We start from the raw sequence: 18,652 nt of genomic DNA on the forward strand, positions 1-18,652 counted from the left end.
AGGGCAAATATTTATATTATTATTATAATTAGCAGTACAGCGTACTACTTTTAAGAAAATGAGTTTAAGAAAGTTTATCACGAATAAAACGACCGCAGCTTTGGCAGTACTACTTACTGTTTTTGCGAACACGAGCGCATTTGCGCAGGAGGCATCAGTAGCAGGTGCAGCAGCGGCACCGAAAGTTGATATGGGTGAGGTTTATAAATCAGTAATTTTTTATATTCTGATTTTCCTGGCCGTATGTTTATTCATTGCAATTATTGGTAAATCAATAAAAGTATATGAATTAAGCCGCGAAGCACAAGGTAAACCGGTAGGCATCAACTGGAACAGGGTACATGCCAGTTTATTTGCCTTGTTTCTGGTTTTAGGTTTATACGGTGTGTATTGGGAATATACCGTACATGGTTCAATGTTATTACCGGCTGCAGCTTCTGAGCATGGTAAGAAAATTGATGAAATGTTTAATTTAACTTTAATCATTACAACCATTGTATTTATCGCTACGCACATCCTGTTATTCGGATTTTCTTATATCTACAGGTATTCTGCTAAAAGAAAAGCTTACTACTACCCACATAATAACACCATTGAAAAAATCTGGACAATTGTTCCGGCTTTAGTGTTAACGGTATTGGTGCTGATGGGTTTCTTAACCTGGAGATCAATCTTCTTTAAAACTGAAGATCCAAACCATAAGCCTTTGCAAATTGAAGTTACTTCAGAGCAGTTCAAATGGTCTATCCGTTATCCGGGTGCTGACGGAATTGTTGGAGATAAGAACTATAAACTGACTACAGCAACAAATCAGTTGGGAATTGATTTTAAAGATATTCACTCCCGTGATGATGAGATGGCAGATGAAATGGTTATTCCAGTTGGAAAACCGGTTAAACTGATCTTAACCAGTAAGGATGTGATTCACAGTTTTTATATGCCACACTTCAGGGTACAATTGAATACTGTACCGGGTATGAAAACCTTCTTTGAGTTTACGCCAACCAAAACTACTGCTCAGATGCAGCAGGAAACAAATGATCCGAACTTTAAGTTTCTTTTCCTTTGTGCGAAAATCTGTGGATCTGGTCACTACAACATGCAGAAAGTTGTACGCGTAGTTTCGGATGCAGAATACAAAACGTGGATAGCTGAACAGAAAACATACTTAAATGATGATTTGAGAAAACAATTTAATTTGCCGGTTGCTCCTGCTGCCCCTAAAGCAGCATCAGATTCAACAGCTAAAGATTCAGCAGCTGTGAAACCAAACCAAATGGCTTTAAATAAATAATATACCGCAGAGCGAAAGAATTATGTCAACAATAGCATTACACGACGAACACAATCACGATCACGCTGATCATGGACACCACAAGGAAACGTTGATTTCCAAGTATATCTTCAGCATGGATCATAAAATGATTGCTAAGCAATTCCTAATCACGGGTATAATCATGGCAGTGATTGCGATGGGCTTATCAATATTATTCCGTATTCAACTGGCCTGGCCAGATCAAAGCTTCCCCTTCCTGGAAACATTTTTAGGAAAATGGGCTGAAGGCGGACGTATCAAGTCTGATTTTTATTTAGCCCTGGTTACCATTCACGGTACCATTATGGTATTCTTTGTGTTAACCGCTGGTTTAAGTGGTACCTTCAGTAACTTATTGATTCCATTACAAATCGGCGCCAGGGATATGGCTTCGCCATTCTTAAACATGCTTTCATACTGGTTCTTCTTTATGGCTTGTGTGATCATGATGTCTTCATTCTTCATTCAAACTGGTCCGGCATCAGGTGGATGGACAGTGTATCCGCCATTATCCGTAGTGGCTAAAGCCATGCCGGGATCTGGTATGGGTATGACTTTATGGTTGATCAGTATGGTACTTTTCGTTGCTTCATCTTTAATGGGTGGTATCAACTATGTCAGTACCATTTTAAATATGCGTACCAAAGGTATGGATCTTTGGAAAATGCCATTACCGATCTGGGCTTTCTTCTTAACCGCTATTTTAGGTATCTTATCATTCCCTGTACTTGTAGCCGGGGTGGTTTTAATGGTATTCGATCGTAGTTTCGGAACGAGTTTCTATTTATCAGACATCGTAATGGGTACTGATATTTTACCGAATGAAGGTGGTTCTCCAATTTTATGGCAACACTTATTCTGGTTCTTAGGTCACCCTGAGGTTTATATCGTAATTATGCCTGCTTTAGGTATTTCATCGGAGGTCATCTCAGTAAATTCCCGCAAGCCTATTTTTGGTTACCATGCCATGGTTTACTCCTTAATTGGTATTACCGTATTATCATTCATTGTATGGGGACACCATATGTTTGTAACCGGTATGAACCCATTATTAGGTGGTGTATTTATGATTACCACATTGATCATTGCGGTACCTTCAGCGGTAAAGACTTTTAATTATTTAGCAACGTTATGGCGTGGTAATATCCGTTTCACACCGGCCATGTTATTTGCCATTGGTTTGGTATCATTCTTTATCTCTGGTGGCTTAACCGGTATTTTCTTAGGAAATGCCTCTTTAGATATTAACTTACATGATACTTATTTTGTGGTTGCCCACTTCCACCTGGTAATGGGGTCTGCTGCGATCTTTGGTATGCTTGCTGGTGTTTATCACTGGTTCCCAAGAATGTTCGGTAGAATGATGAATGCTAAATTAGGTTACCTGCATTTCTGGTTAACCTTCATTGCTGCCTACCTGGTATTCTTCCCGCTTCACTTTTTGGGTTTAGATGGTGTACCGCGCCGTTATTATGCTTTCACTGAATTTGAATTCATGAAGAAATGGTTAACAGTAAACATATTTGTAACCTGGGCTGCTATTATGGCTGCACTTGCACAGGTAGCATTCCTATTTAACTTCTTCTACTCGATATTTAAAGGTAAAGTAGCTCCTCAGAACCCTTGGGAAGCCAATACTTTAGAGTGGACTGCTCCGGTAAAACACATTCACGGAAACTGGCCTGGAGAAATTCCAACGGTTTACAGATGGCCTTATGACTATAGCAAACCTGGTCATGATGCAGACTTTATTCCGCAAACGGTTCCTTTTTCTCAAACCATGAGCTCTAATTTACCTCATGATTTTGAAGGAAATGCAGAAGCCGAAAAAATACAGCAGGACTGGGAATTGGCTAATCCTGTTGAAGAAAACAAGGGCTAGTTAATTAGTCTTCAATACAATTTAAAAAGGGGTATCTGACTAAGTTTCTGCTTATCCGGATACCCTTTTCACATAAAAAGGTATATGATCAGCAGATCAGAGCAAAATTTTATCAGGATTAACTTTATAACCATTATTGTTACATTATTGGTTATACTGGCGGGCGGTATTGTCAGAAGTACAGGTTCTGGTATGGGCTGTCCTGACTGGCCAAAGTGTTTTGATCGGTACATTCCACCTACTGACATTTCGCAGCTTCCGGCAAATTACCAGCAGAAGTATGTTGAGGGAAGATTAAAGAAGAATGAAAAGTTTGCCAGGTACCTGGAAAGCATGGGTAAAACCGAATTGGCTGATCGCATCAGGCATGACAAAAGTATCACCATCCCTGAAGAGTTTAATCCAACCAAAACATGGGTAGAATATGTAAACAGGTTGGTCGGTGTAATGGCGGGTTTATTTTTGTTGCTGACACTGGTTTTTTCGTTTACTTACCGGAAGCGTGCCAAGCGCATCATTGTCTTAAGTATACTCAATATTTTTGTGGTAGGGTATCAGGCCTGGTTAGGCTCAATTGTAGTTTCCACTAATCTGGCACAATGGGTGGTAACGGTACACATGCTTCTGGCGCTGGTTATTTTAGCGATATCGATTTATACTTATAGTTATGCCAAGCAACTAAACAAAACACCTTCGGTAATTATGTACCGGATACTATGGTTGAAAGGATTTTTATTGTTTACAGTGGTATTAAGCATTCTTCAGATCGTGTTGGGTACAGAGGTTAGAGAATCTGTTGACGTTGTGGCTAAGTCACTATCAGGCGGATTAAGAAGCAGCTGGATATCCAGGTTGGGAGACATATTTTCTCACCACCGCGATTTAGCGATTCTGGTGATCGTCGCCAATGCCATCGTATATAAAATGGTGATCGATCGTTTTAGTGGTAAGGCGGCACCGTTGTTAACCGCACGATTTATTTTAGTAACGCTTCTTATTCAATTATTAAGTGGATTTGCACTGGCATATTTAGCTTTTCCACCGGCAGCGCAGGCCATACATATTTTGTTTTCTACGTTGTTATTCAGTTTACAGTTTTATCTCTACCTGTTGGTTTACCGGACAAGTACATATAAGCAATAATATTTAAGGAAGTTGAAACAATTTTTTTCAGATTTTTCTAAGCTCATTAAATTCAGGCTATCGTTTACGGTAGTGTTTTCTGCATCGATCTCATTTTTAATCGGACAGAAAATGCAGGTTGGCAGGGGACACATTCCGTCAATTGACTGGGCAAATTGGGGGATATTGATTGCCGGCGGGTTTTTGGTTACCGCAGCGGCCAATTGCTTTAATGAAATTATTGAGAAGGATTTGGATAAACTGATGACCAGAACAAAAGACCGCCCGATGCCTGCCGGCAGAATGACCACCGGACAGGGATTAATAATGGGGGTATTTATGGCTTTTCTAGGTACCTGGTTATTGGGTAAGCTGAACCTGGAAACCGGTTTGTTATCTGTGTTTTCCATTTTGTTATATGCATTTGTTTATACGCCTTTAAAGCGGAAATCGCCGATAGCCGTTTTTGTTGGTGCTATTCCGGGCGCTTTGCCACCATTGATTGGTTACCTGGCTGCTTTCGGAAGCCTGAAAGCAGAGATGTTTCATGAGGTTGATTACTGGGTTGCTGTTGTGTTATTCATGATTCAGTTTGTTTGGCAATTCCCTCACTTCTGGGCCATTGCCTGGGTATTGGATGACGATTATAAAAAGGCGGGTTTCCGGTTGTTACCCACCAAGAAAAGGGATAAGACATCGGCTTTGCTTACCTTCATCAGTACATTAATTTTGATTCCGGTAAGTTTACTGCCAACTATTATGGGTTTCGGTGGTTATTATGTGGCTGGTTTATCCTTAATTGCAGGCCTGATATTTAGCTGGCTCGCTTTTAAACTGTTAATGAACAGGGAACTGGCAGACGCCAGAAAAGTGATGTTCTGTTCATTTTTTTACATTCCAGCTGTACAGCTGGCTTTATTATTAAATTTTATAGCACAATAATTTTATGGTTCTAACAATGGAAAAGATCCAAGATACATTTGATCCAAAACCCCGGAAATTTATCGTCTGGCTTTTTGTGGTATCATCTACCATCATGTTTGGTGGCTTTACCAGCTATTACCTGGTATTTGCTGCATCAAAAGGTAAAGGCCATGGCTTGGTGTTACCTGATGCATTTATTTACAGCACGCTGGTGATTATTGCGAGCAGCATTACACTCGTGCTGGCTTCAAAAGCCATGCGAAAGCTAAACTTCAGCCTTCAGCGCAACATGCTGTGGTTAACGGTTATTCTGGCTGTTGTATTTGGCGTGATGCAGTTTAACGCCTGGAGCAGTATGGTTAGAACCGGTGCAACACTGGTAGGCAATAATGCCGCTATATCCTTTATCTATGTGGTATCGGGTTTACACTTGCTGCATATTATCGGCGGTGTTGGATTAATCATTAATGCATTGGTGGGCAGCTACAGAAATATTTCTCCGGCCAAAAGCAATTACCGGATGGAAATCGCTTCTATTTTTTGGCATTTTATAGATATCTTATGGATATATCTGTATGTTTTTTTACTTTTGAACCGTTAAATTTGTTAACAAACTATTATACTATTTCCAAATGAATTCAGTATCACAATTAGATCAAGTTAAAACCGGGCCATGGAATGGTGGCCGTTCTCCGTGGTCGGTAGAATATGGCAAAATCATGATGTGGTTTTTCCTTTTGTCAGATGCTTTTACCTTTTCTTCTTTATTAATTTATTATGGCGCACAACGCTTTTCTAAATTAACATGGCCTGATCCTGATTTGGTTTTCCAATCAATTCCAGGTATTAAAGATACTGGTGCACCATTGGTATTTGTGGGTATCATGACTTTCATCCTGATCATGAGTTCGGTAACAATGGTTTTAGCGGTTGAAGCTGGTCATCGCCGTGCAAAGAAGGAAGTGATCTGGTGGATGGTGGCTACCATTATTGGTGGTTTCATGTTCCTGGGTTGCCAGGCACTGGAATGGACACACTTACACCACGAAGGTTTCTGGTGGGGTCAAATTCCAACAGCTGAAGAATTGAAACACTTATTTACCGGTGATGTATCTTTAGTGGCGGCACAACAGTTTGCTAACTTATTTTTCACCATTACAGGTTTCCACGGTTTTCACGTATTCAGTGGTGTGGTCATCAACATCATTATTCTGATCATGACCATTAACGGTACTTTTGAAAGAAGAGGCCATTACTTAATGGTAGAAAAAGTGGGTTTATACTGGCACTTTGTTGATTTAGTATGGGTGTTTGTATTTACATTCTTCTATTTGGTTTAATTTATCATTTCTAAACATATTATCATGTCAGAACATCACGCACATACAGAAGGACACGAAGAGCATGCAGGTTTATCCAAAGGTAAAATCTGGCAGGTTTTCGGTATCCTTTTATTAATTACGATTATTGAATTTATCGTAGCCCTTTGGGTTTTGCCTAATGGCTACTTGTCTCACGCTATTGGGAACTTTGTTTATATCGCTTTAACCTTAGTTAAAGCTTTCTACATCGTTGCATACTTTATGCACTTAAAGTATGAAAAATTAGGATTACAGCTTTCCTTAACCGTATCATTCATTTTCATTATTTACTTTATTGTTTTAATGTTAATTGAAGGTGGATTTTTAAATATCCACATGATGAATCATTAATGAAAGGTAACACCATCAAAAAACTTTTAATCCTGGTAAGCATTCTGGCTGTACCGGGATTTTTATTTTTTTACTTATTGCCACACTTTGCGAAGAACCGCTACAAAAGTCTTCCTATTTACGGGGAGAAAAGCGTTGCATCCAGTTTTCATACGGTAAGAGGTGAAAAAATACCAGATACCATTTATCACCAGGTACCAGATTTTAAACTGATCAATCAGGATCAGGACACGGTTTCATGGTCGGCCTTTAAAAATAAGATTATCGTATTAAACCTATTTTATACCGGCTCCAATAATACCAGTGTCGTTCAGTACATTAAAAAGTTATCTGATGGTTATGAAGAGAAACCACTGGTACGCTTTATCAGTCTTTCGGTTGATCCATCTGACCAGACAAAAAACAAGGCATATGCTGCTACATTTCATGCTAAAGCGGATAAGTGGAGTTTTTTGGCAGGAGATAGCAGTGTGACTTATCCACTGATCAGAAAGGGTTTATTACTTGATGTGATTGAGGATGACAGAAAAGATAAGCCCAGTTTTATTTTTGGAAATAAGATCATACTGATTGATGTTCAACACCGCATCAGGGGAATGTATGAAAGTGACAGCCCTGAGGCTACATCCCGTTTGGAGGATGAAATAAAAGTACTCATTGCCGAATACTTACGGAATGTTAAAGACGGCAGGTAGGGGGCTTTAGTTAAAAGTCCAAAGTTCATAGTCCAAAGTCTTTAGTCAAAAGTCTAAAGTTGGTGATGGCATATAGCAACAAATAATAAAAAGATTTATATACGCATGGAAAATAGCCCAATTGAAAAAAAGTATAGCAAGTGGATCATCATTTTATCCATCTTCATACCTGTTGCAGTGGCCTTTTTATTTGTGGTGAAGCTTAAGGATTTAGGTATAGATGCGCCAACTCTTCCTTTTTTACCACCCATCTATGCCACCATTAACGGCATAACCGCCGTGTTACTGGTTATTGCTGTTTGGGCTATTAAAAACGGTAAAGTTAACCTGCACCAAAACTTAATGAAATCGGCTATCGCCTGTTCCTTATTATTCCTGGTGATGTACATTGCTTACCATATGACAACACCTTCTACTAAGTTCGGAGGGGATGGAACGATAAAATATATTTATTTCTTTATTTTATTAACTCATATTCTGTTATCTATCGCCATTATACCTTTGGTATTGGTGACCTATGTAAGGGCACTGGCCGAAAGATTTGACCGGCACCGCAAAATTGCCAGAATCACCTTTCCATTATGGCTTTATGTGGCCATTACTGGTGTAGTGGTATATTTAATGATTTCGCCATATTATCAATATTGATACGATTTTAATTTTTAGCTTATTTTTAGTGAAACATTAGCCAATATTATGTATTATTGGCTAATGTTTATGCCATCCTGATAGGGATGAATAAATATATCTCTTTTGATATCCCTCGTGATTTAATTAACTAAAACGAATGATGACCAATTGATATATGGCCTTTAAGGATAGTGAAAAAGAACGGGAACTGCTTATGGCAATTGTTGGAGGAAGCGAGAAAGCATTTTCTATTCTATTTTTTAATTATCTCTCTGTTTTACAGTCTTTTGCGTTTAAGTTTACTAAATCTGAGCATGCTGCAGAAGAGGTTATTCAAGATGCCTTTTTGCGTATATGGCTAAACCGTGATAAACTGGAACACGTTGATAATGTAAAAGCCTATCTCTATAAATATGTATCAAATGAATGCTTAAGCTTTCTCAGAAAAAAAATCAAGGAAGAGAAAGCCATAGGTTTTTTAAAAATTCGTCATGCCGATCAGGACAATGTGACCCTTGACGCCATCCACCTCAATGAAATAAATCATATTATTACTGCAACAGTATCTAAATTACCAAACCAACGCAGAAAAATTTATGAATTAAGTAGGGTGGAAGGTAAAAGTATTCCTGAAATAGCCGAAATTTTAGGCCTATCTGCCAGTACTGTTAAAAATGCACTTGTTATTGCTTTAAGAAGTATTCGGGAAAGCTTAGTTAAACATGGAATATCTCTTTTTTTAATTTATTTAATCAAGGGGATTCATTAAAATACAAAAAAAATAATTTTTCGATAGTCCTGATTTGTCCTTTGTGCTTCTTAGTATCAGATCTATGGAAGAAAGAGTATTATTTCTGATAAATAAGTTTCAGTCTGGCCAAATGTTGGAAGCTGAAAAGACTGAATTACTTCTCTTTATAGAAGATCATCCAGACGCCGTAAGTGAAGAAATATTTAATTTACTCATGGCCCATGATCTGGTGCATACCAATGATGATGAAATAAATATTAGTCATCATAAATGGGATTCAATCCTTCAGAAAATTGTATCTGTAGATCAATTAAAATACCAGCAGAAACCTCCTATCTCACTTTATTACAAATGGGCGGCAGCAGCTGTCTTAATTCTGGCTTTAACATCCATATTCATTTATAAAATACGAGAAAAGTCACCTGTTTTTACTACTGACATTGCGCCTGGTGGAAACAAGGCAATACTTACCCTGGCTAGCGGAAAAAAAATCTCATTAAGTGATGTTGCTAATGGAGATGTGATTAAAGAAGCTGGCCTTTCCATTTCAAAAACAGCTGATGGTCATTTGGTTTACCATGTGATGAATGAGGATCAGTCTACAGGCGGCAATGAAACCAATACCATTACAACACCAAACGGAGGTGAATGGCAGATACACTTGCCAGATGGCAGTGATATATGGTTAAACGCCGCATCCTCACTGGAATATCCATTAAATATGAGTAAAACCTCCATACGAAGTGTGAGATTAAAGGGGGAAGCATATTTTGAAGTGGCTAAAGACAGTGCTCATCCGTTTGTTGTAGAAACAGAAAAGCAAAAATTAGAAGTATTAGGTACCCACTTTAATATTAATAGCTATGCAGATGAACGCACAACCAGAACAACGCTATTAGAAGGTAGTGTTCGCATTTCCTCGCGCACTAATTTAGCAGAATATGGAATTTTAAAGCCTGGTGAGCAATCTGTATTATCAGCTCAGGGAATTAAAATCAATACGGTAGATACTGATGAATCTGTTGCCTGGAAAAAGGGATATTTTATGTTTAATAATGAGAAACAGGAAAGTATCCTCCGTAAAATATCAAGGTGGTACAACATCAAAGTGGAATACGCAGACGAAGAAGCAAAGGATGTAATGTATTACGGAACAGTAAGCAGATTTGATAAAATTTCTCAGGTGTTACACAAGTTTGAACAAACCGGTGAGGTTCGTTTTGAGATGCAAGGCAATAAGCTTATTGTTTACAAAGATTAAATCAAAAAGATGAGGACGTAACTAACCCTTATCTATAAAAATATTACTAACTATCAACCTTAACCTAAACCAAAAAACTATGTACAAACTTCGACAACACCACTAACATTCAAAGGCCAACTAAATAAAAAAGGAGTGCTTGCAACACCCCTTTAATTTTGCTGTCTGGCTATTTCGGTAACCCGGAACCAAAAATCAATTATTTCCTGAATAAACCATGATACCACATGATGTGCTTAAACAATAAGTGTGTATCGATAAAAAACAGACTATTAAATGTACAAAATTTATATAAGAATTTTATGTACGCATCGCCGCTACATACCTAAATTGCTATTGATGATGAAGTTAATTACGGTCATATTACTGGCCTCCCTCATGCAGGTTAGTGCAGCTTCGTTTGGACAACTGGTTACGTTAAATGATAAAAACGTAACACTGGAAAGAATGATTAAAGAAATTAGAAAGCAATCTGGTTACGATGTTTTACTATCAACAAATAAGCTTAAAAGTACCACTACGTTTAACGCTAACTTTAATCAATCAACCATAACAGAAGTGATGACAAAGATCATTGCCGGAAGGGATTTAAGCTACTCTATTGAAGATAAAACGATCTTAATTAAACCAAAAGATAAGTCAATCTTAGATAAAGTAGTCGATTATTTTGTCGCTGTAAAAGTAACAGGTAAGGTTAAAGACAAAAGCGGTAATGCGCTTCCTGGCGTAAGCGTTAGAGAAAAAGGTGCATCAAATGCGGTTTCTACTACTTCATCAGGAGAGTACACCATCACCGTAAAAGAAGGAGCGACACTCGTTTTTAGCTATGTTGGATATAAATCAACAGAAGTTGAAATCGGAAGTCAGACCACCATAAATGTAACTTTATCAGAAGATGCTGAACAGCTTAGTGAAGTAAATGTAGTTTCAACTGGTTATCAGGACCTGAATAAAAAGTTATTTACAGGTGCCGCCACAGCACTCAAAGCTTCGGATGTGAAAAGAGATGGTATCAATGATGTGAGCCGAATGCTGGAGGGGCGGGTTGCAGGTGTTTCTGTACAAAACGTATCGGGTACGTTTGGCGCTGCACCAAAAATCCGTGTTCGTGGTGCAACCTCTATTTCCGGAGATAATAAGCCATTATGGGTAGTAGATGGGATTATCCTGGAAGATGTTGTAAACATTTCCAATGAACAATTATCCACTGGTGATCCTTCAACTTTGGTTGGATCTTCCGTAGCCGGGCTAAACCCTGATGATATTGAAAGTTTCAATATTTTAAAGGATGCAGCCGCTACAGCCCAATATGGCGCAAGAGCAATGAATGGTGTGGTGATCATTACCACTAAAAAAGGTAGAAATACACAAGGGAAACCTGTTATTTCTTATACAGGTAACTTTTCCAGTTACATGAAACCCTCATATGATAATTTTGATATTTTAAATTCTGCAGATCAGATGAACGTTTATCTGGAAATGCAAAATAAGGGTTGGTTAAATCATTCCAGTTCATCACGTAGTGCAAATGGAGGTGTGTTTACCAAGATGTACAATGAAATGTATAAATATGATGCTGCAACCGGAACGTATGGATTAAAAAATGATGCACTTAGTCAAAAACAATATTTGCAACGTTATGCGGATGCCAATACAGATTGGTTTGATATCTTATTCAAACAGTCTTTCATGCAGGAACATTCAATAGGGATTTCATCAGGTACTGAAAAATCAAAGATTTATGCTTCAACGAGTTATTTGCAGGATAATGGTTGGACTGTTGGCGATAATGTGAAACGTTTTACAGGCAATGTTCGTGGAAACTTTGAAATTAATGACAGATTAAGTATTGAGCTCATTACGCAGGGATCAATCCGTGACCAAAAAGCACCAGGTACATTGGGTAGAAACGGTAATCCGGTTTATGGAACATATGATCGTGATTTTGATATTAACCCATTCAGTTATTCATTAAATACCAGCCGTGCTCTTACTGCCTTTGATGCAAATGGAAATCGTGAGTTTTTTACCCAGAACTACGCACCCTTCAATATTTTACATGAGTTGGAAAACAATACGCTTGAACTTAATTTAATTGATTTTAAGGTTCAGGGTGGGGTAAGATATAAAATCACGAAAGATTTAAAGTATTCATTTGATGGAGCATACCGTTATGCTAAAACCAGTCAGGAGCATAAAATTACCGAAAACTCCAATATGGCTGAGGCTTACCGTGCTGGTATAAGTCCAAATGATGCAACAGTTAGATCGAACAATAAATTTTTATACCGCAATCCTGATGATCCAAATGCATTACCGGTTAGTGTATTGCCTTATGGAGGTTTCTATAAAACCAATGATGATAATATCGTAAATTATTATGTTAGAAACAGTTTGGAGTATGATAAAACTTTTAACGTAGATCATTTGGTCAACTTTTTTGCCACTCAGGAAATGAGATACATCAACCGTCAGAATAAAATATTTGATGGTTATGGATACCAATATGATAAGGGCGGTATTCCGTTTATCGATCCAAATATTGTAAAATCAAATGTAGAGGGTGGTTTTAATTATTATAGTATGGGCTATCGTTATGAACGATACTTAAACTATTCATTAAGGGGCGCATATTCTTATAAAGGCAAGTACAGTATTAACGCTACAGGGCGTTATGACGGATCAAATCTTTTGGGTGAATCACCTACAGCAAGATGGTTGCCTACCTGGAATGTCTCCGGCGCATGGAATATTGATACAGAAAATTTTATGCAATCTGAGCGGATTAAAAAGATCATTAACCGGGCTACCCTTCGTGCTACTTATGGGCTAGTTGCAAGCATGGGTACAGCTCAAAATTCTAGTCTTGTGTTAAGAAGTATGGCCACACGCAGGCCTTACATACCAGAAAAAGAGACCAAATTATATATCGATGGGCTGGAAAATTCTGAGTTAACATTTGAAAAAGTCCATGAGTTAAATCTTGGCTTGGATTTAGGGTTATTTAATGACCGGTTAACCCTTACTGTAGATGCCTATCAGAGAAAGAGTTTTGATCTAATTGGCGAATTTAGAAATGGCGGCATAGGAGGCGAAGCAGTAAAGCAAGCCAATTATGCAGATATGAAATCAAACGGTATAGAAGCATCTCTTGGCGCTCGTATTTTAAAGACAGGAAACTTTAGCTGGTCATCACAACTCATTTTTGGATACAATAAAAATGAAATCACAAACCTTAAGAACCAGCCATTAATTTTTGACTTAATTGGACCAGATGGGGGTGCTTTGGAAGGTTATGCCCAACGCGGTTTATTCTCGATCGATTTCAAGGGATTAGATCCGTTAAACGGTTCTCCAAAATTTCTGAATAATGAAGGGGTGGTTAGTGGCGATGTTTATTTGCAGAGCAATGTGGTTAAGTATTTAAAATATGAAGGACCAATTGATCCGAAATATACTGGTGGTTTCTCCAATACATTTAAGTATAAAGATTTTACACTTTCTACACTGGTTACTTTTGCTGCAGGAAATAAAGTACGTCTTTCTCCAGCTTTTAAAACGAGCTATACCGATTTGGATGCTATGCCTAAAGCTTTTTTAAGCCGTTGGGAAATGCAAGGAGATGAACTTAAAACCAATGTGCCTTCTATTTTAGATGCACTTGAAGCAATTGACTTTAGAAGTATTTATGCTTATAATAATTATAACTATTCTACAGAACGTGTGGCAGATGGAGGCTTTGTAAGAATGAAACAAGTCATTCTTAGCTATAATATTCCATCAAAATATACGAAGAAGCTTGGATTGACTAATTCTTCAATAAGTGCTGTCGGTAACAACTTATTCTTGATTTATTCAGATAAAAAGTTGAATGGGCAAGATCCGGAATTCTTCGGATCGGGTGGTGTTGCATTGCCAATACCACGTCAGTTCACATTGTCTTTAAAAGTAGGATTCTAAATAAAAAATCATGAAAAAAATATTTATATCTATTGTTGCCCTTTCTCTTCTTTCAACCATGGGGTGTAAGAAGTTTTTAGAGCAATCTCCAGATCAAAGAACACAATTAAATTCAGTTGATAAAGTAGCAGAATTATTAACCAGTGCTTATCCGGAAGGGAATTATATTGCTTTTACGGAAACATCATCAGATAATGTAGAAGATAAAGGTCCGGGTATAGGTGATGAAAACAGGGAAATTGTTTTTCCTTACTATTGGAGAGATAATGACAATTATACTGAAGATACACCTACTAATTATTGGAACGCCTGTTATACTGCAATTGCAGCAGCTAATGCTGCACTAGAAGCTATTGGTAAGGCACCTGATCAAACGGCTTATTTACCTTATAAAGGTGAAGCATTGCTTGCCCGAGCGTATGCTCACTTTATGTTGGTTACGCTTTTCTCCAAAACGTATGAGGCCGGTACCGCTAATGATTCTCCGGGGGTTCCATATGTAACTTCACCAGAGAAGGTTGTAGTTGGCCAATATTCCAGAGGTACTGTTGCATCCGTATATGCGAATATAGAAAAGGACTTAACCGAAGGGTTGCCGCTTTTAAGGAATACGGCATATAAAATTCCTAAATATCACTTTAATATTTCTGCAGGAAATGCGTTTGCGGCGAGATTCTTTTTGTTTAAAAAAGATTACGATAAAGTAATTCAATATGCAAGTGCCGTATCTCCGGGAAATTCATTTGCAAACATTTTGAGACCATGGAATACTCGATATAATACTTATACCCTGGATGAAATGTACTTGTATTTTACCCAAGCGTCAGAGCCATCTACCTTATTATTAATTGAGACCGCTTCATCATGGGCAAGAACCCTAACACCTAGGTTTGGTTATGGGCAGATCATTAATAATGAAGTTTTTACCAATAATGTTACCGGAGCCCGTTGGTCATATAAATCAGCTTATTATGGGCAACCACATTATAGTATGCTGAAATGGAAAGAATATTTTGTGAAAACAAGTCCTAATGCCACCATTGGAGAACCATACACGATAGTTCCTGTACTTACAGCAGATGAAACCTTATTAAATAGGGCAGAAGCTTATGCCTCATCAGGACAAAATACATTGGCCCTACAGGATCTGAACACCTATGCCAGCACCAGAATTTTAAATTACAGTGCAACTACTCATGCCATAACATTAGCTAAAATTGCCGCTTTTTATGGTATCGCAGATCCCAAAGAAGGGTTAATCGCCACTGTCCTGGATTTTAAGAAAAAAGAATTTACTCAGGAAGGTTTGCGCTGGTTTGATATTTTAAGGTATAAAATACCTGTAACGCATCGTGTTTATGCTGTAAATGGTTCATTTACAACCATGGAGCTTACTGCTAATGATCCAAGAAGATTATTTCAACTCCCTACACAAGTTACACTTTCAGGTATTAACCAAAATCCAAGATAATTATGAAAAAAACATTTAAATATGGATTGGTTGCATTAGCCATGTTTACAATCCTCACATCCTGTAAAAAGGAATCTAAGCTGAATGCTAATCTGGATGCGATAGACCAAAATATAATAAAAGATAAAAATTCGACTGATATCTGGTTAGATCAAAACTTTTTGAATCCGTATAATATTGAAACCAAATATCGGTTTGACCGTTTTGAATTAGCATCAGGAAAGAATATTACTCCTCCCGCAGTAGAACAGGTAATTCCTGCAATGGAAATGGTTCGTGATGTGTGGATCAGACCATATGAAGTTGCCGGTGGAGGGGATTTTATAAAAAAAATCTCACCAAAACAATTCGTTTTAGCTGGTAGTGCAGAATATAACAGCAATGGTTCTATCACTTTAGGTACAGCAGAAGGCGGGCGTAAAATTGTTCTTTATGTGATTAATTCGTTTGATAAAACGAATATCAATTCTGTGAAACAGATGATCCAGGTGATTCAGCATGAGTACACGCATATTTTGAATCAAACGGTGGATTTTTCTCCGGAATATCAAACCGTATCTCGTGGTGGTTATGAAGCCAACTGGACTCAACGGCCACTTTCCGAAGCATATTCTTTGGGTTTCATCACACAATATGCCAGGGTATCGCCAATAGAAGATTTTGCAGAGCAGTCATCCAATATGTTAATGTTGGGGAGGGTACAATATAATGCCATTGTAGCCACTACACCTGCAGATGCTCAGGTTAAACTGAAGAAAAAAGAACAATATGTGGTAGACTATTTTAAGACTGCATTTAACATTGATTTCTATCAGCTACAGAAGGAAGTTCAGAAGGCATTATTTAAAGTATCTCCTCCTGTTTTGTCGAGGTTAACTGGTTATGGAGTAGGCTATACTACATTATATTCGAACCCTAGCACAGACCCAAATCAATCTGCAGAATTTTTAGGGTTGTGGAATGCCGCAAGAACTTCTATGGCTGCTGGTGGCTTTGTTCTTAAAGATTTCTTAATGACTTTTAAAGCAAATAATGTAATGACATTGAGATATACATTTACAAATGCTACAGGAACTACGACTTATTTTGCCGATGCCGATTATACTTTAGCACTAAATGCAAACACTGGCTTAACTACATTTACCTTAATGGCGACTCAACCAACTGGAACTACGTATAGTAACATGGGAGTAATTAATGCCCGAATGGCAGGGGTGAACAGTTACTTTTCAACGGGATCATTCAGGGCGAATTGGATTAATCAAATTATACCAGGCGAAATTGGATACTTAGGTTCACTAGGCGCATTTTATAAAACCACAAATGCTAACTCCTATTTTTATGGAACAATGGGGCAATAATTTAAGGGAAATCAACATGAAAAAAATATTAATATATACACTTTTTTCTCTTGCCTTATTTACGGGTTGTAAAAAGGAAGAGGTATTGATTGATGGCAAAAGACCTGAAGAAAGGGTTTCTACTGCTGTAACAAAATATAATAGTGAATTAACCGGGAGTACAAACGGCTGGAAGGCATTCCTATACCCGGAAGGCGGAGGTGGCTATTCATTCTACTTTAATTTTACCAAAGATAATAAAGTGAGTATGTATGCTGATCTGGATGTTGATCCGGCTAGAGAAAGTATGGAAAGTACATTTCGGGTAAAAGCATTACAAAATCCAACATTATCTTTTGATACTTATAGTTACTTACATATTCTGGCCGATCCTGATCCCAATACCTTTGGTGGCGTTGCAGGTTGGGGACTATATTCCGATTTCGAATTTACATTTGATAAACAGGTAGGGGATTCCATTATGTTAACCGGTAAGCTGTTAAAAAGCAAATTGGTTTTGGTAAAGGCAACGGCAGCTGAAAAAAAGCTTTATGATGAAAAAGGTTTACTAAATGCTATTCAAACATCCGTAGATTATATTGATGCTAACAATAACCTATATTTTACGCTTGTTGACGCTATAAAGGTTCAAACTTCTATCAACTATTTCCAAAAATTGATAACCCTAATCTGGGATAACGGTAATGCTGGCGTAACTACAACTTCAACTGGCTTTGCTTTTACCTTAACCGGAATAAGGTTTAAGGAACCTTTAATATATAAAGATAAAGCCATTAGCGAGTTCACCTGGGATCCGGCTAAGCAGGTATATTTTACCACAGTAGGCGGAGTAAGACTGGAAATCGTTTCTTCAACAACTTCAATTTATCCTTTACACTTACTTTTAGGTATCCAATATTCCGGAATTATTGTTCCGAATGGTACGAATTACCCAGGATGGGGAACAGAATTTATTACCCGAAGAGCAGCCGCAGCAGCAGGTACACTTACATCAGGATATAATTTAAGATTAGATCGAATGGTCTTTAATTTTAATACCATAAATAATACCATGTTGTTAAGTGCTGATGTTTATCAGGGTGCAAACAGGTTTGTTGCAGATTTTCCATATACTTTTACTAAAACTACAGCAGGTGTATATAAATTTACAGGATCAGCACCAACAGGGAATGCTGCTTTAATTGTAACACAAATGGCACCACTTACTACACAACGCATTAATGCAGATACTTTCACACTTGCCTATTTTACAAATCCAACAACGGGGGAGATCTTAGGTCAGTTTAAAAGTGTAGAACATCCAAACTTTACATTCTCCGGCTCTTTACAGTAACGACGTATAACTTAAATAATTTGTACTTAGCGGCTGTGTCAAAAGTCATTTTTTGACAGGGAGTGCCAAATTAAATTCTAAAGCTGTTAAGCTTGCAATTATAGGAGGCTATTTTCGATTTGAAAGTAGCCTCTTTCTTGATTGATAACAAGGTTTGCGAAATTTAATTCCGTTATGTAATTATGTTTTACTTTTGATACCCTCTCTTTTGATGACCTGATTTTTAATTAACTAC

General features: G+C 37.7%; 15 protein-coding genes. All 15 read left to right on the top strand.

The features are described from left to right. Nucleotides 1–58: 58 nt before the first annotated feature. The 15 genes from CBW18_RS15365 (at nt 59) to CBW18_RS15435 (ending at nt 18,417) form a co-directional block, all read left to right on the top strand. A complete protein-coding gene (locus tag CBW18_RS15365) occupies nt 59–1,294 on the top strand; it encodes a cytochrome c oxidase subunit II (protein ID WP_088302210.1) in 1,236 nt (411 codons plus the stop codon). A gap of 22 nt (nt 1,295–1,316) precedes the next feature. After that, nucleotides 1,317–3,197 (top strand): cbb3-type cytochrome c oxidase subunit I, encoded by a 1,881-nt coding sequence (locus tag CBW18_RS15370; protein WP_172406547.1) that lies wholly within the window; start codon nt 1,317–1,319, stop codon nt 3,195–3,197. A gap of 84 nt (nt 3,198–3,281) precedes the next feature. Beyond that, the gene (locus CBW18_RS15375; protein ID WP_088302212.1) at nt 3,282–4,340 is read left to right on the top strand and encodes a heme A synthase; all 1,059 of its coding nucleotides are present in this window, start codon (nt 3,282–3,284) and stop codon (nt 4,338–4,340) included. A gap of 12 nt (nt 4,341–4,352) precedes the next feature. Further along, nucleotides 4,353–5,261 (top strand): heme o synthase, encoded by a 909-nt coding sequence (gene cyoE / locus CBW18_RS15380; protein WP_088302213.1) that lies wholly within the window; start codon nt 4,353–4,355, stop codon nt 5,259–5,261. A 16-nt stretch (nt 5,262–5,277) separates the two neighbouring features. Further along, nucleotides 5,278–5,844, top strand: coding sequence for a cytochrome c oxidase subunit 3 (locus CBW18_RS15385; protein ID WP_088302214.1), 567 nt, complete (start codon nt 5,278–5,280; stop codon nt 5,842–5,844). 31 nt (nt 5,845–5,875) lie between these two features. Continuing rightward, a complete protein-coding gene (locus CBW18_RS15390; protein ID WP_088302215.1) occupies nt 5,876–6,583 on the top strand; it encodes a cytochrome c oxidase subunit 3 in 708 nt (235 codons plus the stop codon). A gap of 24 nt (nt 6,584–6,607) precedes the next feature. Beyond that, a complete protein-coding gene (locus CBW18_RS15395) occupies nt 6,608–6,955 on the top strand; it encodes a cytochrome C oxidase subunit IV family protein (RefSeq protein ID WP_088302216.1) in 348 nt (115 codons plus the stop codon). Beyond that, nucleotides 6,955–7,650 carry an SCO family protein gene (locus tag CBW18_RS15400; protein WP_088302217.1) on the top strand — a complete coding sequence of 232 codons (696 nt, stop codon included), beginning with the start codon at nt 6,955–6,957 and terminating at the stop codon, nt 7,648–7,650. Before CBW18_RS15395 ends, CBW18_RS15400 begins: the two co-directional genes overlap by 1 nt. A 105-nt stretch (nt 7,651–7,755) precedes the next feature. Then, the gene (locus CBW18_RS15405; protein WP_088302218.1) at nt 7,756–8,298 is read left to right on the top strand and encodes a DUF420 domain-containing protein; all 543 of its coding nucleotides are present in this window, start codon (nt 7,756–7,758) and stop codon (nt 8,296–8,298) included. A gap of 157 nt (nt 8,299–8,455) precedes the next feature. After that, nucleotides 8,456–9,049, top strand: a complete 594-nt coding sequence (locus tag CBW18_RS15410) for an RNA polymerase sigma factor (protein WP_088302219.1) — start codon at nt 8,456–8,458, stop codon at nt 9,047–9,049. A gap of 64 nt (nt 9,050–9,113) precedes the next feature. Next, on the top strand, nt 9,114–10,292 hold the full coding sequence (locus tag CBW18_RS15415) for a FecR family protein (RefSeq protein ID WP_088302220.1): 1,179 nt from the start codon (nt 9,114–9,116) through the stop codon (nt 10,290–10,292). 339 nt (nt 10,293–10,631) lie between these two features. Next, a complete protein-coding gene (locus tag CBW18_RS15420) occupies nt 10,632–14,252 on the top strand; it encodes a SusC/RagA family TonB-linked outer membrane protein (protein WP_253249057.1) in 3,621 nt (1,206 codons plus the stop codon). A 10-nt stretch (nt 14,253–14,262) separates the two neighbouring features. Continuing rightward, nucleotides 14,263–15,723 carry a RagB/SusD family nutrient uptake outer membrane protein gene (locus tag CBW18_RS15425; RefSeq protein ID WP_088302222.1) on the top strand — a complete coding sequence of 487 codons (1,461 nt, stop codon included), beginning with the start codon at nt 14,263–14,265 and terminating at the stop codon, nt 15,721–15,723. Nucleotides 15,724–15,725: 2 nt separating this feature from the next. Next, nucleotides 15,726–17,084: a putative zinc-binding metallopeptidase gene (locus CBW18_RS15430; RefSeq protein WP_088302223.1), complete on the top strand. Its 1,359-nt coding sequence runs from the start codon at nt 15,726–15,728 to the stop codon at nt 17,082–17,084. A 16-nt stretch (nt 17,085–17,100) separates the two neighbouring features. Further along, nucleotides 17,101–18,417 carry a DUF4302 domain-containing protein gene (locus tag CBW18_RS15435; RefSeq protein WP_172406548.1) on the top strand — a complete coding sequence of 439 codons (1,317 nt, stop codon included), beginning with the start codon at nt 17,101–17,103 and terminating at the stop codon, nt 18,415–18,417. Nucleotides 18,418–18,652: the final 235 nt, after the last annotated feature.

This window comes from Pedobacter sp. AJM (genome assembly GCF_002197755.1).
Taxonomy (GTDB): Bacteria; Bacteroidota; Bacteroidia; order Sphingobacteriales; family Sphingobacteriaceae; genus Pedobacter.